This is a genomic window from Aliiroseovarius sp. M344, assembly GCF_025140835.1.
Taxonomy (GTDB): domain Bacteria; phylum Pseudomonadota; class Alphaproteobacteria; order Rhodobacterales; family Rhodobacteraceae; genus Aliiroseovarius.
In genome coordinates this window covers 2,688,568-2,710,710 of record NZ_CP081153.1, presented here as the reverse complement: position 1 = coordinate 2,710,710, position 22,143 = coordinate 2,688,568, and the positions used below count along the sequence as shown (strand labels likewise).

Genomic DNA, 22,143 nt, shown 5'->3' with positions numbered 1-22,143 from the left:
GGGGACAGATCATGAGCTTTATGGACTCAATTCGGACGTGTTTTTCGAAATACGTGACATTCAGTGGGCGTGCCCAGAGGTCGGAATTCTGGTTCTTTGCACTCTTTGTTTTTGCCGGGCAGATCATTCTCGGTATCTTTGACAGCTTCCTTTTTGGAACTGTGACAACGATGGAAGGCGGGTTCCAAGCGCAGACCTCCACTCCAATCCTATCTGGACTGTTTGGACTGGCGACGCTGCTGCCAATGATTTCGGTTGCGGTGCGCCGTCTTCACGACACCGACCGCAGTGGTTGGTGGTATTGGTTGGCATTGATCCCATTGATCGGCACCATCATCCTGATCGTGTGGTTTGCCAGCAAGGGCACCAATGGGCCAAACAAATATGGTTCCGATCCGCTGGGGGGCAGTGGATATGACGATCCGAATGAAGGCACCTATTCCGCGTCATCCATTCCGCGCGCAGGCGATCAGGGCTAATCGATCCGAAAGACTTTATCTCGCGATGTCGCGCCTTGTGTCAGAACAAGGCGCGATTTTGCGATGCCAAGGGCGTTCGCCAACAGTTTGATAACGGCTTTTGTCGCTTTGCCGTCTTCGGGCACGGTGGTCACCGAAACGCGCAGTTGATCACCCCGTTCGTCGACTTGATTGCGTGCGGCTTTTGGCGTCACCCGCACCGACAACAACGTGCCGGGCGTCGCAAGATGGGAGAGATCGCCTTTCTTCATTCCGCCATCCTGTGGGGCAGGGCTGGACGATGCAAGCGCGCTGGGTCAATCTGCTTGAAAATGGAGTGTGCGTGATGGCCAAGACCGGCTTTTTCTGGGACGAGAAATGTTTCTGGCATTCTGGCGGGAACTACGCCGGAAACCTTCCGGTGGGCGGGCTGGTGCAACCGCTGGCCGCAGGTGGCCTGCCTGAAAACCCCGAAACCAAGCGGCGCTTGAAAAACCTGATGGACGTGACCGGTTTGACCAGCGCGCTTCACGCACAAACCGCGCCGATGGCTGATCGCGAGATGTTATCTCGAGTGCATCCGACGGCGTTTCTGGATGAATTCAAGCGTGTCTCGGACGCAGGCGGGGGTGAACTGGGTCTGCGCACGCCATTCGGGCAGGGCGGGTACGAAATCGCCACCCTGTCGGCCGGTCTGTCTGTTGCGGCGCTTGCGGCGGTTCTGAAGGGTGACGTGCAAAATGCCTATGCGCTGTCGCGCCCGCCCGGCCACCACTGCCTGCCCGAGTTTCCAAATGGGTTTTGCTTGTTGGCCAACCTTGCGATTGCCGTTCGCTACGCGCAGGCGACCGGGTTGGCGAAGCGGTTTGTGGTGCTGGACTGGGATGTGCATCACGGCAATGGGACAGAAGCGGTGTTTATTGACGATCCTGATGTCTTGACGATTTCGATCCATCAGGAACGAAACTACCCGACCGATACTGGGGACGCAGATGTGCGCGGCGAGGGTGCCGGGCAGGGTGCTAATATGAATATCCCGCTGCCACCGGGTGCAGGCCACGCCACCTATCTGGAAGTGATGGAACGACTGGTTGCACCGGCAATCCGTGCGCATGAACCAGAGGTGATCATCATCGCTTGTGGCTATGACGCGGCGCTGATTGATCCGCTGTCCTGCATGCTTGCAACCGCCGACACGTTCCGGCAAATGACACGCATGGTGATGGAACTGGCCCACGATCATTGTGGCGGGCGTCTGATGATGGCGCATGAAGGCGGCTATTCCGAGGTTTATGTGCCCTTTTGCGGTCATGCAGTGCTCGAGGAAATGTCTGGTGCGGCCATTCACGCCCTTGATCCCCTGGCCGAGACGTTCGCCGCGCGCCAACCCAACCCAAGAATGCAGGCGGTCTATTCGGATCTGATCACAGAGTTGCAGGAATTTTTCGATGTTAAGTGATGTAACATCTTGACGCAGGCCGCCTGACACACGACATGTGCCATAAGCCAGCCGCAACAGCGGCCAAGCCTGCATTTTGCCAAACCAAGGACAAAACCATGCCTGACCGCAATCAATCTGCGCTGGATTTCCTGCTTACCCGTCGTTCACGCCCTGCCAAAACCCTGACCGGACCCGCGCCGGATCGCGCCGCATTGGTGCCGATCTTGACGGCGGCGGCCCGCAGCCCGGATCACGGCAAACTGGAACCGTGGCGGTTTATTGTGTTGGAGCAAGGGGCGATGGCGCGACTGGCCCAACTTGTCGGCACGCGCGGCGCGGCTTTGAAGGAACAGCCCGAACAGATCGCAAAGGCGCAATCGGCCTTTTCCGACAGTCCGCTGGCGGTGGTTGTTGTGTCGGCGCCCGTGGCGTCTCCCAAAGTGCCCGAGATCGAGCAGCGGTATTCTGCGGGGGCGGTCTGTCTGGCGCTTTTGAACGCCGCCTTGGCGTCGGGCTGGGGGGCAAACTGGCTGTCCGGTTGGCCAAGCCATGATCGCCAGTTCCTGACCGAGGGATTGGGATTGAAAGGTCACGAAACCGTTGCCGGTATCATTCATATCGGCACAGAGACCAGCGCGCCGCCTGAACGGCCCCGCCCGGACGTAAGCGCCATCACAACTTGGGTAGCAATATGATGTTTGAAGATTTCTTCCGCTCGGTCGGTCAGATGACTGATCCCCGGTTTCGCAACGTCCTGATGAAGGGTGTGGCTCTGACGGTCGGCCTTCTGATTGCGGTGACACTCGCAATGACGTGGTTGGTGGGCTTTCTGGTGCCGGATACGGTGTCATTGCCGCTGATTGGCGATGTCTCATGGGTGGACGGCATTGCATGGTGGGCGTCGCTTCTGTTGATGCTTATTCTGTCTGTTGTGCTGATGGTGCCGGTTGCAGGCGCTTTCACGGGCATTTTTCTGGATGACGTTGCCGACGCGGTAGAGGCGCGGCATTATCCCGAACTGGCCCCTGCACCTGATGTTCCGATGACCGAAACGATCCGCGACAGCCTGGGCTTCTTTGGCGTGATTGTCGGGGTCAACCTGATCGCGTTGATCCTGTTTTTCTTTGTCGGCCCGCTGGCGCCGATCCTGTTTTGGGTGGTGAATGGCTATCTTCTGGGACGTGAATACTTTCAGATGGCTGCCATGCGCCGCGTTGGCCGCGCCGAAGCCAACCGCCTGAGGTCGCAACACAACATGCAAATCTGGCTGGCAGGCACGTTGATGGCCATTCCGCTGTCGATCCCGCTGGTGAACCTGCTGATCCCCATTCTGGGTGCTGCAACATTTACGCATTTGTTCCACCGCGTTTCGCACCGGTAGGATAGTAAAAACCTGTTATTGCTTCAGAACGTGATCAGGCCGCGAAAAAAATTTCGCTCAAAGTGATCCGACTTTCATAGTGCCGCGTATTGAGGTTATGTTGACACTGACCCTTGATCCCCCGCGCACCACCCGGCCTCCGATGCCGCCTGTGTGCCGTCGTGAAGGAAAACCGGTGCCGCAGAAGAAGATCGAGATTTCAGAGCAGACCACTTGGATGCTCGCCGTTCGTGACAACCGCGATCGGGATGCGTTTGGTGCATTGTTTGACCACTTTGCACCGCGTCTGAAAGGTTTCATCATGCGGACGGGCTGCTCTGCGCCGCAGGCGGAAGAGATTGTGCAAGACGTTATGTTAACCGTGTGGCGCAAGGCCGCGATGTTTGACCCGCACCGCGCACAGGTGTCAGCGTGGATCTATCAGATCGCACGCAACCGGCACATCGACATTGTGCGCAAAGACAGTCGCCCGGTGCCAGAAGAGCTGGCTGAAGATCCGGGATCGGAACCTGATGCCAGCCAGATCCTTGCGGTTCAGCAGGAAGCTGGCGAGCTCAGAAAAGCGTTGTCATCGCTCAAACCTGAGCAACGCGAGATGATCGAAAAGGCCTATCTGGGCGAGCTGACCCATCAGGAAATCAGCGACCAGACCGGTCTGCCACTTGGAACAATAAAATCCCGTATCAGGCTTGGTCTGGAGCGGTTGAGACATGAACTGAACGGAATGCGATAATGCGCGCTATAACCCATCATATACCAGACGCAATTCTGGCAGCCTATGCCTCGGGCAATCTTCCGCATCATTATGCGGTGGCGGTCGCCAGCCATGTGTCTTTGTGCACGGAATGTCGCGCATCTTTGGAAGCGCATCACAACATGGGGGGGGCGCTGCTGGAGGCCGTCGATCATGTCGCGGTGTCGGGCAATATGAAAGCTGACTTGCTGGCCCAGTTGGATGCCCCTGTGAAAGCAGAGCCGGTTTATTCCCGTCAGGGGATTTACCCAAGCCCTGTCGTTCAGGCTTTGAAAGGTCAGGAGCCTAAATGGCGATCTGTCGGTATGGGGGTGCGTCAGTCCATCCTCTCAGCGGACAAGCAAGGCTCGGTTCGTCTGCTTTATATCCCCTCAGGTCAGGCCGTTCCTGATCATGGGCACAACGGGATGGAGATGACCTTGGTGCTTCAGGGCAGCTTCAGTGATGAAACAGGGCGTTTTGGCGTAGGTGACATCGAGATTGCAGATGAAGATCTTGATCACACGCCGGTTGCCGATCCGGGAGAGGCCTGCATTTGTCTGGCCGCAACAGACGCCCCGTTGCGGTTTAACGAGCTTATGCCGCGGTTGCTGCAACCTTTCTTTCGTATCTAGATAACGGTTTGCCACGCACCACTCACGGCACCCCTTACACCTACGGTAAAACCAGCGCTTCGGCGCTGGTTCTTTTTTGTTATCAAATGTTTAGAAGGCACGCCCTCACGTTTGTGTGAGTCTTTGAAACACAGTGAACCACCAGCCAAAGCCAGCCGTATTCCTAACATAAGTAAGAGTTAACCATGGGCACTTTGCCTTCCAACTAGGAGATCAACTTATGAAGAATGTTTTTAAAACCGCTGCTGCTGCGCTTGCTTTGACCGTCGCTGCGAATGCCGCCCAAGCTGACAATATCGTCGAGATTGCTGCCGCAGACGAGCGTTTCTCGACCCTCGTTGCAGCTGTCGGGGCGGCTGGTCTGGCCGACACATTGTCGGGCCCCGGCCCCTTCACCGTCTATGCACCAGTGAACGACGCTTTCGCCGCGCTTCCTGAAGGCACCGTCGAGACGCTTCTGAAGCCCGAAAACAAGGGTCAATTGACCGATATTCTTCTGTATCACGTCGATGACCGCAAACTGACCGCCGGGATGATCCCGATGGGCTCGAATTATTTCAAACCAGCCCTGACCAGTGCGCGTCTATGCATCTCGGCAGGCGCTGATGGTGTGAAGATCGCTGACAGCACAGGTGACATGGCCAATGTAATCATCGCGGATATCATGGCCGACAACGGTGTTATTCACGTGATCGACAAGGTGCTTCTGCCGGGCGCGCGCCCTGCCTGCCACTAAGGCTAAGAAAAAGGGCGTATGCCAAACGCAGAAGAATGCCGCTCAATATTTGGGCGGCATTCTTTTTTGTTTACGATAAATCTTCTGACGTAGCGCAGGGCAGATGCCCGATTATTTGCCGCGATAGACGATCAGGTCGGGCAGGTATTCCAACAGGCGTATTACCCATGAGAACGGTGCAGGGAAGTCGGTGCGAAACCGCGTCTTCCGCATGGCCTTCAACACGCACTTGGCTGCGTCTTCGGGCGACATCAGCATCGGCATTTTGAACGAGTTCTTCTGGGTTAGCCGGGTTTTGATGAATCCCGGATTAACGATGCGCACCACAACGCCAGTGTCCTTCAGATCAAAGCGCATGGTTTCGGCCAGGCTGACAATGGCTGCCTTGCTGGCGCTATAACCAATAGAGGCCGGCAAGCCGCGATAGCCCGCCAGTGATCCAATAAGGGTGATATCACCACGACCGTCTTTGGCGAATGCCGGTACGACTTCGCCCAGAACATGCATGGCGCCCATAAAATTGACGTTACACATCATGATGGCGGATTTGCTGTCCCAGTCGGCGGCGCGCATGGGCTCATAGGCACCAGCATTATAGACGATACCGTCGATTTTACCGACCTTTTCAACGGCCTGACTCACCTGATCCGGATCGGTCACATCGATGGGAACAACGCGTGCATTGGTCAGTTGGTCTGCAAGGCTTTGCAGGCGATCTGCGCTCCGGGCAGACAGGACCAGACATGCGCCTTCTTTGTCAAGATCTTGCGCCAAGGCGCGGCCCAACCCTTCGCTGGCCCCGACCAGCCAATATGTTTTGCCTTTGAAATCAATCAATTTTCGGTTCCCCGATATGTTTTACTGTCCGAAATCAATGGCTCGGGTGGTGCGGGTTTTCGCATGAAGGGCGCGCGTTTGATGTATAGGATCAGCGCCTGCCAATAGATCAAGAACACAACACGCAACGCACCAAGCGGGCGGCGAAGCGCGGCCCAGGCAAGCGAAGCGTTTGTGGCCGGCCTGCGATCCCCAACCAACGTGGCAAGCAGCCCCTCTTCCCCATTCTCATATCGGATGCGGATGTCGAACCGATCGGCAGTCATACCGAAGTTGAATTGGTATTGGCCCTCAACCTTTTGGAAGGGCGAGACATGCATCATCTTCACGGCAATAATTGCATCGTGTTTTTCAATCGGCCTGAAATCATCATGGGCGCAGAAATAGCAATGCCGGTGCCCGAACGTGTTGTTCACTTCGGCAATGAAGGCGCGGGGTGTACCGTCTTTCGATGCAATCCAGAAGCTGACCGGGTTAAAGTGAAACCCAAGAAAACTTGGCTGTGCTAACAGCGACAGGTCGTGGTCGTTGGCTGGGAAGCCGCGTTGCTCCAATTCGTCACGAAACCAGTCGAGGCCTCGACCATCGCCGCGTGGGCCACCATGATGTTTGTCCCAAAGCGACCAAAGGTTAAACCGGTTGCGGGACAGAAGGGCGGGCAGGGTATTGCTGGTCAGGTCGCACAGCACAAAATCAACGCCATATGTGAAGGCGTTTTTTAGCTTGCCACGACGGGCATGCAACGTGTGTGCTTGGATATGTTCGACCATCTTGACCGTATTACGCACGAAACTGGGGTTTGGATCACCAATAATCGGTTTAGCTGACCGACAGCGCTACTTTGTCCAACTGGCTTTAGCAGATATTTTTGTTGGTCTTTTCTGATCCAAGCCGGACCTGCAACCGTAATAAGCTTTGAATTAAAAGAAAGAGGCATCAATGCTCGACCAACAGCAAGGTCCGCGAAGAAAAATAGCGATCGTCGGCGGCGGGATTTCGGGATTGTCGGCAGCGTATTATCTGTCGCCCAATCATGACGTCACGATTTACGAAGCTGCGCCGCGATTGGGTGGTCACGCGCGGACCGTCATGGCCGGCAAGAATGGCGATCAGCCCGTTGATACCGGGTTCATCGTCTTCAACTATGTGACATATCCCTATTTGACGCGGCTGTTTCGTGAACTGGACGTGCCTGTCACCAAAAGCGAAATGAGCTTCGGCGCCAGCATCAATGACGGTTGGCTGGAATATGGGCTGAACAACCTGAAATGCATCACCGCGCAGAAGCGCAATCTGTTGCGGCCGCAGTTTTACAAAATGATCGCAGACATCATTCGTTTCGGTAAACGGGCAGAAGACGCTGCAAAGGATGACGACAAAACAATCGGAGAGCTGGTTGACGAGCTTGGCCTTGGTCAGTGGTTTCGCAACAACTATCTGATGCCGATGTGTGGCGCGATCTGGTCCACGCCAGTGGATGATGTTGATCAGTTCCCGGCCAAGTCCCTTGTTCAGTTCTTCCGCAACCATGCGCTTTTGGCTGGGTTGGGAGAGCACCAGTGGTGGACGGTCAAAGGTGGCAGCGTCGAATACGTGACACGGCTTGAAGCTGCGCTGCGCACGCGCGGCGTCGACATTCGTGTGGATGCGCCGGTGTCGCGGGTCGAACGCATGTTATACGGCGTCACAGTCCAGACGGCAAAGGCAGAAGACAAAGGCTATGATGACATCATCCTCGCCTGCCATTCCGATCAGGCGTTGGCCATGTTGGGCGACAATGCAACAGAGATCGAGGCGAAAGCTTTGGGCCGCATCCGCTATCAAGTGAACAAAGCCGTTTTGCACTGCGACAGCGGTCAGATGCCCAAGCGCAAGGCGGCGTGGTCCAGCTGGGCCTACCGGTCGCAAGATGGGGACATTGGTGTCACCTATTGGATGAACAAACTGCAGAATATCCCCGAAACCGATCCGCTTTTCGTGACGTTGAATCCCTCGGCCCCGATCCCTGCAGAGAAAATTTATGACGAGGTTGAGTTCTCTCACCCTGTTTTCGACAAGCCCGCGCTTCAGGCGCAACATGAACTGCGTGCCATGCAGGGTCTGAACCGGACGTGGTTTGCCGGGGCTTATCATCGCCATGGCTTCCACGAAGACGGCATTGCCAGCGCAATGCGTATCGTGCGGATGATCAACAAAGACGACCCTTTGAAAGGATGCGAAATTGCGTTTGACGAACAAAGCCCTGAAGTCGGAATTTCTGTCAACTTGTGAGCGTCTGCGCGAAGGTCAATTGACACTGCGCACGCCGGAAGGTGAGCTTTATCGGTTCGGCACATCCGGCCCCGAAGCCGAGATGGTGATCCGCGATTGGGCGGCTGTGTCTGCCATGGCCGCGCACGGCCAAGTCGGGCTGGGCGAAACCTATGTGCAGGGCATGTGGGACACCCCGTCGATTGAAGCGCTGATGTCGATCGCCATGCGCAACCGCGATCATCTTGGGTCCTACGATCAGGCAAGTGTGTTGAACCGGGCAAAGTTTCGCGTGGTCGACACGATGTTGCGGGCCAATTCTCGCCGCGGGTCGCGTAAGAATATTCGGTCACATTACGACGTGGGGAACGAATTCTACCAGTTGTGGCTGGATGAGGGCATGACCTATTCCTCCGGACTTTTTGCCGATGGAAGCGATGATCTGGCTGACGCTCAAAACCGGAAAAACGCCCGCGCGTTGTCCCGTCTTGGGGCGGGTCAGCAGATTTTGGAAATCGGTTGTGGCTGGGGCGGATTTGCTGAACACGCCACGCAAGATGGCCGCGACGTGACCGGTGTGACGATCTCGCGCAACCAACACAGCTATGCCGAGTGCCGTCTGGATGGACGCGCCGATATTCAGCTGCGCGACTATCGGGACATTAACGGAAAGTTCGACAACATCGTCTCGATCGAGATGATCGAGGCTGTGGGCGCGCGCTATTGGCCTGACTATTTCTCGGTTCTGAAAAACAACCTTGCGGAAGGCGGTCGTGTTCTGTTGCAGGCGATCACGGTGAAAGACAGTTTCTTTGAAACCTACAAAACCTCGTCTGACTATATACGGCAGTATGTCTTCCCGGGGGGCATGTTGCTGTCGGACAGCGTGATTGACGAACAAGCGCGCAATGCGGGCTTGCAGGTCCAAGACAATTTTCATTTCGGGCAGGACTATGCCAAGACGTGCCGCTTCTGGGCCGAACGCTTCACCGCGCAGAAACGCAAGGTGGCCGAGATGGGCTATGGCGAGGCGTTTCAGCGCAATTGGCAATATTATCTCGAAATTTGTGCGGCGTCGTTCGCCGTCGGGCACACCAATGTCGTTCAAGTGGAGTTGGCTCATGCACATACTTAGAAAACTGGCGGTACTTATTGCATTGGCAGGGGCACCCGCGGCTCCCGCTTTGGCACAAAGCAACATCGCAGCTGCTGCACTTCCCGGGGCTCAGGTGCGCGGCACCGCAACGTTGCGGTTTCTGGGCCTGCCGCTGTATCAAGCAAGACTTTTCACTGTGAAGGGTGCGGCGCTGGATTGGGGCAAGGATTTCGGGATCGAACTGACCTATCTGCGCAACCTGTCCCAATACGACCTTGTCGAGGCTACGATGCGCGAATTCAAGCGAACCGGTGGTGCGCTTCCTTTGGAAGCGCATCTGAATAGCTGTTTTGATGCTGTGAAAAAGGGTGATCGCTATCTTGCCGTGTCAAACGGTGCGGACGCAATCGGGTTCTGGCGTAACGGAAAACGCACCTGCACGCTGTCCTATCCGCAGATCAAGAGCCGCTTCATGGGTATTTTCGTGGGCGACAATACCCGATCGAAATCCTTTACACAGAAACTGACCGGAACCTAACATGGTTTACCCGCGCGTCAGCCTCTATGCGCTGATGCTGGCCGCGGCTGGCATTCCGCTCTACATCCATTTACCGCGTTTCGCGTCGGTGAATCTTGGTGTCGGGCTGGGCGTGATTGGGGTGATCTTGGTGGTCATTCGGCTGGTTGATCTTGTGCAGGATCCCTTGCTGGGCTGGGCGATAGACCGTTGGCCCAAAGCGCAAACGCTTTTTGCGATGCTGGCTGCCGCTGGCTTGGCTGTGGGGTTTCCCATCCTGTTTGCTTTGCAACCCGGCGAAGGTGTTATCCTTCAATTGATTGCCGTTCTGGTGCTTTTGTTTTCAGCCTATAGCCTTGGTATGATCCTTTTGTACGGGCGCAGCGCAACGCTTGCGAAATCCACGAGCGAACATGACCTGATGACCCTGGCGGCCTTTCGCGAAATTGGCATGTTGGTCGGGGTGGTGATCGCGGCCATAGCACCGGCCCTGTTCATGGGGCTGGGCGCGCGTGGGCAAGGCTATCCCGCCTTTGGGGTTTTTCTGGGCGTAGCCGCAGTCGTGGTCGCAGTTCTCAGCTTTCCGATCTGGCGGCGCCCGCCTGTGTTGGGCGACGGCCTGACATTCGCCGGACTGGCCGGGGCAGGGGCGGTGCGACTTCTTGTTCTGGCTCTGGTCAACAGTTTGCCGGTCGCGGTGACTTCCACCCTGTTTCTGTTTTTTGTGGAAGATCGGCTGCAGTTGCCCGGAAAGGCTGGGCCGCTGCTGATCCTGTTCTTCCTGTGCGCCGGGCTGAGTGTTCCACTTTGGACCCGTTTAAGCCGTCGCGTTGGGACCAGAATGACGCTTGTGATCTCGATGCCGCTGGCCATCCTTGGCTTTGTGGGCGCTGCGTTTCTTGCCCCCGGCAACTTGGTTGGTTTTGCCATTATTTGCGTGGCGTCGGGTGCGGCGCTGGGGGCTGACATGGTTGTTCTGCCCGCCATGTTTTCCGTTGTGCTGACAAAGGCAGGGTTAAGTGCGTCCGCGGCATTTGGCATATGGTCATTTGCGGGCAAGTTGGGGCTGGCACTTGCGGCTTTCGCTGTCTTGCCACTGCTTGACCGCAGTGGTTTCCAACCCGGCCAGGTGAACAGCGCCGATGCGCTGAACACGCTGAACATGGCTTATGCCGTCGTACCCTGTATCTTAAAACTCTGCGCTTTTGGCCTTGTGCTGGCGCTTCCGACAGAGGACCGAACCCAATGAAAATCCTGACAGCGCTGTTATTGCTGATTTTGGCGGCAACACTTGCCAAGACACTGCTTATGAGCTTCCGTGCCCAAAGCCCCGAGGACTATGCCGGGACCAGCCCAGCCTTTTCGTTGAAAGAACATCTTTCCGGCTCGTTTGCATCCGAAGGGCTGATCTATGGTCCGAAAGGCAGGGTGACGAACAGTTTTGTGGCAGAAATGGTCGGCACCTGGGACGGTGACACCGGCACGTTGACCGAAAAATTCACCTATTCCAACGGGCGCGAACAAAACCGCAAATGGTTTCTGAAACTGGGCGAAGGCAACACATTCACAGCCACGGCCGAGGACATTGTGGGCGAGGCGAAAGGCGTCGTTTCCGGGTCGACGGTTTCGATGCAGTACCAGATTGTTTTGCCGCCAGAAGCAGGTGGTCACACCCTGACCGCAACCGATTGGCTTTACCTGACACAGGACGGAGTCATCATGAACAAATCCGAGATGCGCAAGTTTGGCCTTAAGGTGGCCGAATTGATCGCAACAATGCGCCCGGTTTCCGGAGGCCAACCCTGATCCAAGACCACACCCTTGCCACCTGATCAAAGACCCAACACACGAGAAAACACAATGCCACGTTCTGCACCCTTTCTGGCCATTGCGGTCCTTGTACTGTCGATCATCTTCATGCTGTCGCCTTTGTTCAGCAGCAGCTTTGCCGGATATTCGCCCGACCAGTTCCCCAACAAAGAGACCTTCTGGCCAGTGCAGCCAGCGGGTTGGACGTTCAGTATCTGGGGTCTGATTTATCTTTGGCTGATCGCAGGCGCCGTCTGGGGGCTTTTCAAAGCGCCCGATGATGCGGATTGGCAGAGGATGCGTCGCCCTCTTGCGATCAGTTTGCTGTTGGGATGTTTCTGGATTGCGGCGGCCAACGCTTCACCCTTCCTTGCAACAGTGATGATATTGGCTATGGCGGTGGCAGCAATTGTCGCAATGCTTCGTGCCGGGGATGATGATGCTTGGTGGCAGTTACGGCCGGTGGCGCTTTATGCCGGTTGGCTCACAGCCGCGACCGGGGTTGGCACGGGTGTCGTGTTGGGCGGGTACGAGGTACTGTCAGTTCAAGCCGCCGCGTTGCTGATGCTGGTGATCGTGCTGATTGCCGCCCTTTACGTTCAATCCTTGCGCCCCGCTGCATGGTCATACCCCGCTGCCTTGATCTGGGCCCTGACCGGGGTTATTGCGGCCAACATCCCGTCGCAAAACTGGCCAGTGATCGGCTTAGCGGTCATTGGTATCGTTTTGCTGGGTTGGCGCATGGCATCCGGTCTGCGCGCGTCTTAACCCCTCTGTCACACAGGGATGGGCGAGTGCTTCTTGATGTCGCGCAGCACCACGTTGGTTTGCGCGCTTTCAACCGCCTTCAGTTTGAACAGGAAGCCTTCCAGAAACGCGTTGAACGCGGGCAGGTCGCGGCACAGCACCCGCAAGTGATAATCCGCTTGCCCGGTGGTGGCGAAGCATTCCACCACGTCCGGCCGCCGGTTTACGGCCTTGATGAAGTCGTCGACCTTGTCCGGATCGTGGCGGGTTAATTGAACATGCACAATGGCCTGAAATTTTAGCCCGGCCTTGGCAGCGTTCAGATAAGCGCCGTAGCGTTCAATGATCTTCGCCTCTTCCAGCATCCGTACTTTACGCCAGCAGGCCGACGTCGACATGCCCACCGCATTGGCCAGATCAGCGTTCGAGATCGTGCTGTCTTTCTGCAGCAGTTCCAGAATACGCCGATCCTTGTCGTCAAGGTCCATGGTGAAAATATCCCTTTTGGTCGCTGAAAGTGGTATTTATTACCAAATATCGCGTATCTTTCGGTGTTGAAAGGTATGAATCACCAAGATCGATGAAATATCTTGGTTGAGCAACAGCGGAGCCTGCCATGACACGCCAAGATTCTGACTTCTCAACCTATCAACTTGCTGATCGCTATGCGCGTGACACGGGACGGGTTTTTCTGACTGGCACACAGGCACTAGTACGCATTATGCTGGATCAGGCGCGCAGGGATCGCGCTGCGGGGTTGAACACCGCCGGTTTCATCTCGGGCTATCGCGGGTCGCCGCTGGGTGCATTAGACCTTGAGCTGTGGCGAGAGAACAAGCGCGCGGCGGAACACAAGATCACCTTTCTGCCCGCCGTCAACGAAGACCTTGGCGCGACCGCAGTTCTTGGTGCGCAGCAAGCCAGTCTTGACCCCGATTGCGAGGTCGAGGGCGTATTTTCCATGTGGTATGGCAAGGGCCCGGGGGTGGACCGTTCGGGCGATGCGCTGAAGCACGGCAACGCCTATGGCTCAGCTCCGAAGGGCGGGGTGCTTGTGGTTGCGGGTGACGATCACGGGTGTGTCTCATCCTCGATGCCGCACCAATCGGATGTCGCCTTCATGGCGTGGTTCATGCCCACACTGAATCCAGCTTCAGTTGGCGAGTATCTGGCGTTTGGCGAATATGGTTTGGCGCTGTCACGGTTCAGTGGCACTTGGGTCGGGTTCAAAGCAATTTCTGAAACGGTAGAATCTGGCCAATCCGTGGACCTGCGGCCAGACCGTCAGTTCACCCTGCCAAAGATCGAGATCCCGCCGGGCGGGTTGCATGTGCGCCACGCCGACCTGCCCAGCCCCGAGATCGAGACCCGCATCGGCCACAAGCTGAAAGCCGTGCGCGCCTTCGTCGAAGCCAATCCGATTGACAGGGCGGTTTACGATATTGATGACGCCACCTTTGGATTTGTCACCACCGGCAAGGCGCATCTGGATCTGCTGGAAGCGTTGCGTCTTTTGGGGTTGGACGAAGCCAGATGCCGGGCGCTGGGTATCGACATCTACAAGGTCGGCATGGTCTGGCCGCTGGCGCGCCGCGACGCCTTGCGGTTCGTACGTGGCAAGGCCGAGGTGCTTGTGGTCGAAGAAAAACGCGGGATCATTGAAAGCCAGTTCAAGGAATATTTCTATGACTGGCCCGGCGATAAACCCAACCGCATGGTGGGAAAATATGACAGTCAGGGCGAGCCGCTGATCCCGTGGACGGGCGAGCTTAGCCCATTGATGCTTGTGCCCATCGTGGCCGCACGGTTGGATCAAGTTTTCCCAAGCGAAGATTTCAAAGCAAAGGCCGACGCGCTGGTAGAGCAACCGCCGTGTGTGCTGAAGACCGAAGGCGCGTCGCGCACTCCGTATTTCTGTTCGGGTTGTCCGCATAACACATCGACCAAGCTGCCTGATGGCAGTGTCGCGGCGTCCGGTATCGGGTGTCATGTGATGGCCAGCTGGATGAACCGCAACACGGTTGGCTATGCCCAGATGGGCGGCGAGGGCGTGCCTTGGGTCGCGACCTCGAAGTTCAATGGCGGCAAGCATATCTTCCAGAACCTTGGCGAAGGCACGTGGTATCATTCCGGTTCGTTGGCGATCCGTCAGGCGATCGCGGCAGGCACCAACATCACCTACAAGATCCTTTACAATGATGCAGTTGCGATGACCGGCGGGCAACCCGTGGATGGCCCGATCAGCGTGGCTGGCATTGTGCATACCTGTCGTGCCGAAGGGGTCAGCCGGATCGCGCTTGTCTCCGATGACATTGGAAAGTTATCACATGCAGATTTCCCCGCCGGGGTCACTTTTCATGACCGTTCAGAAATGGATCAGGTGCAGCGCGAGTTGCGCGACATTTCGGGTGTCACGGTGTTGGTCTATGAACAAACCTGCGCCACGGAAAAACGTCGACGCCGCAAACGCGGCACGATGGAAGACCCGAAAACGGTGCCCTATATCAATCCATTGGTTTGCGAGGGGTGCGGCGACTGCTCAGTCGAAAGCAATTGTCTGAGTGTCGAGCCGCTGGAAACAGAGTTTGGACGCAAGCGGAAGATCAACCAATCCAGTTGCAATAAAGACCTGTCCTGTCTGAACGGGTTTTGCCCCAGTTTTGTGACCATCGAAGGCGCGACACGGCGCAAGCGGGATACATCACAGCTGGATGTAGCCGCGATGCTGGGCGATGTGGCACACCCGGTGTTGCCGGACCTCACCGAGCCGTTTGACCTTTTGGTGACAGGCGTAGGCGGGACCGGTGTCGTGACCGTTGGTGCCTTGATCACCATGGCCGCGCATCTTGAAGGCAAAGGCTCCAGCGTGCTGGATTTCACCGGGTTCGCGCAGAAGTTTGGCACGGTGCTGAGCTATCTCCGGCTGGGTGCGTCGCCCGACGCGGTGCATCAGGTTCGGATCGACATCGGGTCAGCGGATGCGGTGATTGGTTGCGATATGGTCGTGTCATCTTCGCCCAAAGCGTCGGTGCATTATCGTTCCGGCAGCAAGGTGGTTCTGAACCGGGCGGAAATGCCGACCGGTGATCTTGTCCTGTCGCGCGATGCCAGTTTGCGGATTGATGCGCGCGAGGCGGCCGTTAGGGCAGCGGTTGGATCGGTCAATGTATCGGGTCTTGATGCCAATCAGACCGCCGAGGCGCTGCTGGGTGATGCTGTTTATGCAAATGTCATCATGCTGGGTTATGCGTGGCAAATGGGGCTGGTGCCGGTGTCGGAAACCGCATTGAAGCAGGCCATCCAGTTGAACGGGGTGAAGATAGCCGAAAACAGCCGCGCGTTTGATCTGGGCCGCGTGCTGGCCGCCGCACCTGACCGCGTGGCCGTGGCCGATCCAAAGCCGACCGAGGCACCGACGCCTGCGGATCTGATTGAGGCCCGGGCAGTCTTTCTGGTCGATTATCAGAATGCCGCCTATGCGGACCGCTACCGCAGGGCGTTGGCAGATTTTTCCGCGTCGTTGCCGCAGGCATTGGAAGCAGATGTCCTGCCTGTCGCCGCGAAAAGCCTGTTCAAGCTGATGGCATACAAGGATGAATACGAAGTTGCGCGTCTGCACACCCAAATGGGGTTTGACACGCAGCTGGAACAAGAATTCGAACCCGGCTTCTCGGTTAAATATCACTTCGCGCCGCCTCTTTTGCCACTGGGCAAAGACGCACGGGGACGGCCGCACAAGCGCGCGTTTGGCCCGTGGATGACCCCGGTGCTGAACCGGCTGGCGCGCCTCAAGGGATTGCGTGGCACGATGTTCGATCCGTTTGGTTACACAACTGAGCGTCGCGAAGAGGTGGCGCTGGTCAATTGGTATGAAAACGGTCTGAAGAAGTTGACGGGAAAAATCACCACGGACAATCAGGAAGATGCGTTGGCATTTCTGACGGCTCCACTTGAAATGCGTGGGTATGGGCCCGTCAAGCGGGACGCCGTGGCCAAGCAAAGGCCAAAGGCTGATGACGCGCTTCGCCGCGCCTTGGCAGGTTAAGCCACACGGCCTTGTGTTGCGGTGTCGTGCAGTTTTTGATCCAATCCGCTTACCGTTTACGTAATACTGACCAAGTGTCCCCAAACACAAAGGAGCATGGCATGGGATTGCTGCAGGACGGCAAGTGGGTTGATCAATGGTACGATACGAAATCGAGTGGCGGGCGGTTCAAGCGCAAAGACGCGCAGTTTCGCAACTGGATCACGGCCGATGGATCAGCAGGCCCGAGCGGGGACGCAGGTTTTAAAGCGGAGCCTGATCGCTATCACCTCTATGTCTCGCTGGCCTGCCCCTGGGCGCACCGCACGCTGATTTTTCGCGCGTTGAAGGGGCTGGAGGAGATGATCCCTGTTTCGGTCGTGCATTGGTACATGGCAGAGGATGGGTGGACCTTCGATGCCGGGGATGGTGTTGTGCCCGATGCCGTCAACAGCGCTGAGTTTATGCATCAGGTTTATACGGCTGCGAAACCTGACTATTCCGGGCGGGTGACGGTGCCGGTTCTGTGGGATAAGAAAAACAAGACCATCGTGTCCAATGAAAGCTCCGAGATCATTCGCATGTTCAACGTGGCCTTTGATGGCGTCGGGGCAAAGGATGGTGATTTCTATCCCGCGCCGTTGCGTGCCGATATCGACGCCCTGAACGACCGCATCTATGACACTGTCAACAACGGCGTCTACAAAGCGGGCTTTGCAACGTCGCAAGAGGCTTATGAAGAAGCGGTTGTGCCGCTTTTTGACACCCTCGATGATCTGGAACAGCGACTGGCGACGCAAAGATACCTGACTGGATCATCCATAACCGAGGCCGATTGGCGACTGTTCACAACGTTGGTTCGGTTTGACCCGGTTTATGTCGGCCACTTCAAGTGTAACCTTCGCCGGATTGTCGATTATCCGAACCTGTGGGGTTACGTGCGCGATCTTTACCAGCAGCCCGGCGTCGCGGCGACTGTGAACATGGAGCATATCAAGAACCATTACTTTGCCAGTCACGAGACCATCAATCCCAGCCGAGTGGTGCCGAAGGGCCCGAATATCGACTTTGAAGCCCCGCATGATCGCGCAGCGCTGGGTTAATCGGGCAATGGGAAAACAGCGGTCTTCTTGACCGTCCCATAGACAAAGCTGGTGTCGATCGAGGCAATGCCGCCGATTGGGTGGATGCGGTTGCGGATAAAGTCCTCATACGCATCCAGATCGGACACGACCACGCGCAGTTGGTAATCAGTCGCCCCAGTCAGCACGTGACATTCAAGCACTTCTTCGATCGAAAGAACGCGTCGTTCGAACCGCTTCACGTCATCTTCGTTGTGACGTTCCAGCCGAATGCGCACGAAAACCGTGATGGGCAGGCCATAGGCCGCCGCGTCGGCGTCGACGGCAAACCCACGGATCGCACCGGATGTTTCAAGGTTGCGCAGCCGACGCAGGCAAGGCGACGGCGACAGGTTCACAGCCTCGGCCAAATCCTGATTTGTCATACGGCCGTTCTGCTGCAATGCACGGATAATCTGGCGATCTTTTCGGTCCAATAGGGGCCTCATTGGCAGGAAATGCTATTATTGACCCATAAACTGGCATAATTCGCAATCTCTGCAAAGCCCGAATCCGACAAAATGGTAGCAAGAGTTTTAAGGGAGCTTGCCATGACCTCGTCCGCCTCAAACGGTTTCGCCACACGTGCCATTCACCACGCCTATGATCCACAGGGCCATGAGGGCGCGCTGACCCCGCCGCTTCATCTGACGTCCACCTTCGCGTTTGAAACCGCCGAGGCCGGGGGCGAGATGTTCGCAGGCGAACGTCCGGGCCATATCTATTCGCGCATCTCGAACCCGACCTGCGATCTGCTTGAGCAGCGCATCGCGACGCTGGAAGGCGCCGAGGCCGGTCTGGCCCTGTCCTCTGGTATGGGTGCAATCACCGCGACGCTGTGGACGCTGCTGTCGCCGGGTGACGAAGTGATCGTGGACAAGACGCTGTATGGCTGCACGTTTGCCTTCATGCAGCACGGGTTGGCAAAATGGGGTGTCACCATCACGCATGCCGACATGACCGACCCTGAAAACCTGCGCGCAATCATCAGCGACAAGACCCGCGTGGTGTATTTTGAAACACCCGCCAACCCGAACATGCGGTTGGTAGATATCGCGGCCGTGTCGGATATAGCGCATGCCTCTGGGGCGACGGTTGTTGTCGACAATACCTATGCCACGCCATACCTGACCCGCCCGATCGAACATGGCGCAGACATCGTGGTGCATTCCGCCACCAAATATCTGGGCGGTCACGGAGACGTAGTGGCCGGGCTTGTGGTCGGCTCGTTGGAGCAGGTAACAGAAATCCGCCTTGTCGGTATGAAGGACATGACCGGTGCTGTTATGGCGCCGTTTAACGCGATGCTGATCCTGCGCGGGTTGAAAACGCTGGCACTGCGGATGGACCGTCACTGTGCGTCTGCTCGGGTTGTTGCCCGTTGGCTGGAAGCCCATCCCGCCGTCAACGTGGTACATTTTCCCGGTCTTGAGAGCTTCGCGCAACACGCCGTTGCCGAAGGTCAGATGGACCAACCCGGTGCAATGATTGCCTTCGAAGTTGACGGCGGCATTGCCGGAGGTATCGCGATGATGAACCGCCTGACGATGATCAAGCGCGCCGTGTCGTTGGGGGATGCCGAGACATTGATCCAGCACCCGGCGTCGATGACCCATTCGACCTATACGCCGGAAGAACGCGCCGAGCATGGCATCTCAGACGGGTTGATCCGTCTCTCGGTTGGACTGGAAGAGGTCGAGGATATTCTGGCCGATCTGGGCAAATCGCTTCCACCGGTTATGCAGCACGCAGCCGAGTAGACAGCCTGTCCGGGTGGTATAACCGACCGGACACCATCTGTGACATCGACCCAAATTGCAGATATGCAGCAAGAGGGACTTGCCATGCCACCGCGCTGCTGCGCGCGTGGCGGGCACTTGGACCGAAGGAATACCCCATGACCGCACAGGACGCCGCCAAAAAGACCGCTGACATCCAGCACCTCAAGACCATCGAGCAACGGCTGTTGTGGCTGTCGCATTGGATGATCCACCACGCCAACCACGTCCGTCCAAAGGCAGACGGGATCAAGATTGGCGGGCATCAGGCCTCCTCCGCGTCGATGGTGTCGATCATGACCGCGCTGTATTTCAACACGCTGAAGCCCGAGGATCGGGTCGCGGTAAAGCCGCACGCCAGCCCGATCTTCCACGCGATGCAGTACCTGATGGGTCATCAGACGCGCGAGAAAATGGAGAACTTTCGCGGCTATGGCGGTGTGCAGAGCTATCCGTCGCGCACCAAGGATATCGACGATGTTGATTTCTCGACCGGGTCGGTTGGGCTGGGCGTTGCGATCACCTCGTTCGCGTCGATGGTTCAGGACTACATCACGGCGAAACCGTGGGGGAAAGACGCGCCCATGGGCCGGATGGTGGCGCTGGTCGGCGACGCCGAACTGGACGAGGGCAACATTTACGAATGCCTTCAGGAGGGTTGGAAAAATGACCTGCGCAACACGTGGTGGATCATCGACTACAACCGGCAATCGCTGGACGGGATCGTGCGCGAAGGGTTGTTTGAACGGGTTGAAAAGATTTTTGACGCGTTTGGCTGGGACGTGGTGCGGGTGAAGCACGGAGTCTTGCAACGTGCGGCATTTGAAGAGCCGGGCGGCGCTGCACTGCGCGACTGGATCGACGCCTGTCCCAACCAGCAATACTCGGCGCTGACCTATATGGGCGGCGCGGTCTGGCGCAAACGTCTGATGGATGATCTGGGCGATCAGGGGGATGTCAGCGCGCTGATCGAGCGTCGCTCGGATGATGAACTGGCGGACCTGATGGAGAACCTTGGGGGCAACTGCGTCGAGACAATGGCCGACACTTTCGCCGCAATCGACCATGACCGTCCGACCTGCTTTCTGGCCTATACGATCAAGGGCTGGGGCACACCCATTGCGGGCCACAAGGACAACCATGGCGGGCTGATGAACAAGGCGCAGTTCACCGAATGGCAAGCCGATATGGGTGTTGCAGAAGGGCAGGAGTGGGAACCGTTCGCAACTGTTGATGATGCGTCAGCGCTGCAAAAATTTTTGGGCCAAGTACCGTTTTTTGCTAAGGGCACACGGCGGTTTGCGGATGCCAAATTGGACGTCCCTGCGATTGAGCTGAGTTCGGACCGCGAGATCTCGACCCAGATGGCGTTTGGCAAGGTGCTGGACGATCTGTCGAAGGGCGACAGCGATCTGGCCGCGCGGATCGTCACCACGTCGCCGGATGTAACGGGCACCACCAACCTTGGCCCGTGGGTCAACCGGCGCAAACTGTTCGCCCGAACAGCGCAGGCGGATGCCTTCATCGAACACCGTATTCCGTCGACCGCAAAATGGGAATTTACACCAGAGGGCCAGCATATCGAGCTGGGCATCGCCGAAATGAACCTGATGTTGCTGCTGGGCGCGGCGGGTCTGTCGCACAGCTTGTTTGGCAAGCGGTTGATCCCGATCGGAACAGTGTATGACCCGTTCGTGTGTCGTGGTCTCGATGCGCTCAACTATGCCTGTTATCAGGATGCGCGGTTCCTGCTGGTTGGTACCCCGTCAGGTGTCACGCTGGCGCCTGAAGGTGGAGCGCACCAGTCCATCGGCACGCCTCTGATCGGCATGTCTCAGGACGGGTTGGCCGCGTTTGAGCCCGCCTTTGCGGACGAACTTGCTGTGATCATGGAATGGGCATTTGCCTATCTGCAACGTGATGGCGAAGGGGATCCGGACGAACGCACATGGCTGCGCGATGAAACCGGCGGGTCGGTCTATTTGCGCCTGACCACCAACCCGATTGAACAACCCGGCAAACGTCATGATGAAGCTTTCCGTCAAGGCGCTATCGACGGTGCCTATTGGTTGCGCAAACCCGGACCGAATTGCGAGGTTGTGATCGCCTATCAGGGCTCGGTCGCACCCGAAGCGATCAAGGCAGCTGGCATGATCGGCGAAGGCCGCCGTGACGTTGGCGTTTTGGCCGTGACGTCGGCAGATCGCCTGAACGCAGGATGGACCGCCGCACTGCGCGCGCGGGCGCGTGGCAATGCCAGCGCGATGTCTCACATCGAGCAACTCATGCAAGGCTTGCCGTATCACTGCAAACTGGTAACGGCGATCGATGGTCATCCCGCGACGTTGGCGTGGCTGGGCAGTGTGATTGGCCATCAGACCATACCCTTGGGGGTCGAACACTTTGGCCAGACAGGGACCATTGGTGATCTTTATAAGCATCACGGAATTGATGCTGACGCGATAGTCGAAAAGGTGCGCGGGTTGACGGCTGGAAAACCTGTCCACGTCCCACTGGCGTAGCGTCCGGGCCGCGCATTGTTGCGGACTCCAATAAAAACGGCTGCGTGGCTTGCCACGC

At 57.2% G+C, this 22,143-nt stretch carries 22 protein-coding genes; 17 read left to right on the top strand and 5 right to left on the bottom strand.

Annotation, left to right across the window (positions count from 1 at the left end):
- The first annotated feature begins 11 nt into the window (after positions 1–11).
- Positions 12–479 carry a DUF805 domain-containing protein gene (locus K3556_RS13295; RefSeq protein ID WP_260517253.1) on the top strand — a complete coding sequence of 156 codons (468 nt, stop codon included), beginning with the start codon at positions 12–14 and terminating at the stop codon, positions 477–479.
- Here K3556_RS13295 and K3556_RS13290 read toward each other — a convergent pair.
- Complete coding sequence (locus K3556_RS13290; protein WP_260517252.1) at positions 476–730, bottom strand: DUF167 domain-containing protein; 255 nt, start codon at positions 728–730, stop codon at positions 476–478. The two genes, K3556_RS13295 and K3556_RS13290, sit on opposite strands and share 4 nt — an antisense overlap.
- Positions 731–804: 74 nt before the next feature.
- Here K3556_RS13290 and K3556_RS13285 point away from each other — a divergent pair, with 74 nt between their 5' ends.
- From K3556_RS13285 to K3556_RS13260, 6 genes are all read left to right on the top strand, one after another.
- Positions 805–1,917 carry a class II histone deacetylase gene (locus K3556_RS13285; RefSeq protein ID WP_260517251.1) on the top strand — a complete coding sequence of 371 codons (1,113 nt, stop codon included), beginning with the start codon at positions 805–807 and terminating at the stop codon, positions 1,915–1,917.
- 98 nt (positions 1,918–2,015) lie between these two features.
- The gene (locus K3556_RS13280; protein ID WP_260517250.1) at positions 2,016–2,594 is read left to right on the top strand and encodes a nitroreductase family protein; all 579 of its coding nucleotides are present in this window, start codon (positions 2,016–2,018) and stop codon (positions 2,592–2,594) included.
- Complete coding sequence (locus K3556_RS13275) at positions 2,594–3,280, top strand: EI24 domain-containing protein (RefSeq protein WP_260519260.1); 687 nt, start codon at positions 2,594–2,596, stop codon at positions 3,278–3,280. Before K3556_RS13280 ends, K3556_RS13275 begins: the two co-directional genes overlap by 1 nt.
- A 97-nt stretch (positions 3,281–3,377) precedes the next feature.
- Positions 3,378–4,013: a sigma-70 family RNA polymerase sigma factor gene (locus K3556_RS13270; protein ID WP_409557753.1), complete on the top strand. Its 636-nt coding sequence runs from the start codon at positions 3,378–3,380 to the stop codon at positions 4,011–4,013.
- Positions 4,013–4,648 carry a ChrR family anti-sigma-E factor gene (locus K3556_RS13265; RefSeq protein WP_260517249.1) on the top strand — a complete coding sequence of 212 codons (636 nt, stop codon included), beginning with the start codon at positions 4,013–4,015 and terminating at the stop codon, positions 4,646–4,648. The genes K3556_RS13270 and K3556_RS13265 overlap by 1 nt, the downstream gene beginning before the upstream one ends.
- A 220-nt stretch (positions 4,649–4,868) precedes the next feature.
- The gene (locus tag K3556_RS13260) at positions 4,869–5,384 is read left to right on the top strand and encodes a fasciclin domain-containing protein (protein ID WP_260517248.1); all 516 of its coding nucleotides are present in this window, start codon (positions 4,869–4,871) and stop codon (positions 5,382–5,384) included.
- A gap of 111 nt (positions 5,385–5,495) precedes the next feature.
- Here K3556_RS13260 and K3556_RS13255 read toward each other — a convergent pair whose 3' ends face one another.
- Together K3556_RS13255 and K3556_RS13250 are read right to left on the bottom strand one after the other, a co-directional pair.
- On the bottom strand, positions 5,496–6,221 hold the full coding sequence (locus tag K3556_RS13255; RefSeq protein ID WP_260517247.1) for an SDR family NAD(P)-dependent oxidoreductase: 726 nt from the start codon (positions 6,219–6,221) through the stop codon (positions 5,496–5,498).
- Positions 6,218–6,991 (bottom strand): DUF1365 domain-containing protein, encoded by a 774-nt coding sequence (locus K3556_RS13250; RefSeq protein WP_260517246.1) that lies wholly within the window; start codon positions 6,989–6,991, stop codon positions 6,218–6,220. The genes K3556_RS13255 and K3556_RS13250 overlap by 4 nt, the downstream gene beginning before the upstream one ends.
- Before the next feature lie 169 nt (positions 6,992–7,160).
- Here K3556_RS13250 and K3556_RS13245 point away from each other — a divergent pair, with 169 nt between their 5' ends.
- From K3556_RS13245 to K3556_RS13220, 6 genes are read left to right on the top strand one after another with little or no spacing between them, the layout of a single operon-like run.
- Complete coding sequence (locus K3556_RS13245) at positions 7,161–8,492, top strand: NAD(P)/FAD-dependent oxidoreductase (RefSeq protein ID WP_260517245.1); 1,332 nt, start codon at positions 7,161–7,163, stop codon at positions 8,490–8,492.
- Positions 8,443–9,606: an SAM-dependent methyltransferase gene (locus K3556_RS13240; RefSeq protein ID WP_260517244.1), complete on the top strand. Its 1,164-nt coding sequence runs from the start codon at positions 8,443–8,445 to the stop codon at positions 9,604–9,606. Before K3556_RS13245 ends, K3556_RS13240 begins: the two co-directional genes overlap by 50 nt.
- Complete coding sequence (locus tag K3556_RS13235) at positions 9,593–10,105, top strand: hypothetical protein (protein WP_260517243.1); 513 nt, start codon at positions 9,593–9,595, stop codon at positions 10,103–10,105. The genes K3556_RS13240 and K3556_RS13235 overlap by 14 nt, the downstream gene beginning before the upstream one ends.
- A gap of 1 nt (position 10,106) precedes the next feature.
- Complete coding sequence (locus K3556_RS13230) at positions 10,107–11,333, top strand: MFS transporter (protein WP_260517242.1); 1,227 nt, start codon at positions 10,107–10,109, stop codon at positions 11,331–11,333.
- On the top strand, positions 11,330–11,890 hold the full coding sequence (locus K3556_RS13225) for a DUF3833 domain-containing protein (RefSeq protein WP_260517241.1): 561 nt from the start codon (positions 11,330–11,332) through the stop codon (positions 11,888–11,890). The genes K3556_RS13230 and K3556_RS13225 overlap by 4 nt, the downstream gene beginning before the upstream one ends.
- A 54-nt stretch (positions 11,891–11,944) precedes the next feature.
- Positions 11,945–12,661 (top strand): tryptophan-rich sensory protein, encoded by a 717-nt coding sequence (locus K3556_RS13220; RefSeq protein ID WP_260517240.1) that lies wholly within the window; start codon positions 11,945–11,947, stop codon positions 12,659–12,661.
- A gap of 8 nt (positions 12,662–12,669) precedes the next feature.
- Here K3556_RS13220 and K3556_RS13215 read toward each other — a convergent pair whose 3' ends face one another.
- Positions 12,670–13,128: an Lrp/AsnC family transcriptional regulator gene (locus K3556_RS13215; protein WP_260517239.1), complete on the bottom strand. Its 459-nt coding sequence runs from the start codon at positions 13,126–13,128 to the stop codon at positions 12,670–12,672.
- A 128-nt stretch (positions 13,129–13,256) separates the two neighbouring features.
- On the opposite strand from K3556_RS13215, the gene K3556_RS13210 reads away from it, so the two are divergent.
- Complete coding sequence (locus K3556_RS13210; RefSeq protein WP_260517238.1) at positions 13,257–16,685, top strand: indolepyruvate ferredoxin oxidoreductase family protein; 3,429 nt, start codon at positions 13,257–13,259, stop codon at positions 16,683–16,685.
- 101 nt (positions 16,686–16,786) lie between these two features.
- On the top strand, positions 16,787–17,767 hold the full coding sequence (locus tag K3556_RS13205; RefSeq protein ID WP_260517237.1) for a glutathione S-transferase family protein: 981 nt from the start codon (positions 16,787–16,789) through the stop codon (positions 17,765–17,767).
- Here the strand turns inward: K3556_RS13205 and K3556_RS13200 are convergent.
- Positions 17,764–18,222, bottom strand: coding sequence for an Lrp/AsnC family transcriptional regulator (locus tag K3556_RS13200; RefSeq protein WP_260517236.1), 459 nt, complete (start codon positions 18,220–18,222; stop codon positions 17,764–17,766). The genes K3556_RS13205 and K3556_RS13200 overlap by 4 nt on opposite strands.
- Before the next feature lie 114 nt (positions 18,223–18,336).
- Between K3556_RS13200 and K3556_RS13195 the strand changes: the two genes are divergently transcribed.
- A complete protein-coding gene (locus tag K3556_RS13195; RefSeq protein ID WP_260517235.1) occupies positions 18,337–19,545 on the top strand; it encodes a methionine gamma-lyase in 1,209 nt (402 codons plus the stop codon).
- Positions 19,546–19,682: 137 nt separating this feature from the next.
- Complete coding sequence (locus K3556_RS13190; protein ID WP_260517234.1) at positions 19,683–22,085, top strand: transketolase; 2,403 nt, start codon at positions 19,683–19,685, stop codon at positions 22,083–22,085.
- Positions 22,086–22,143: the final 58 nt, after the last annotated feature.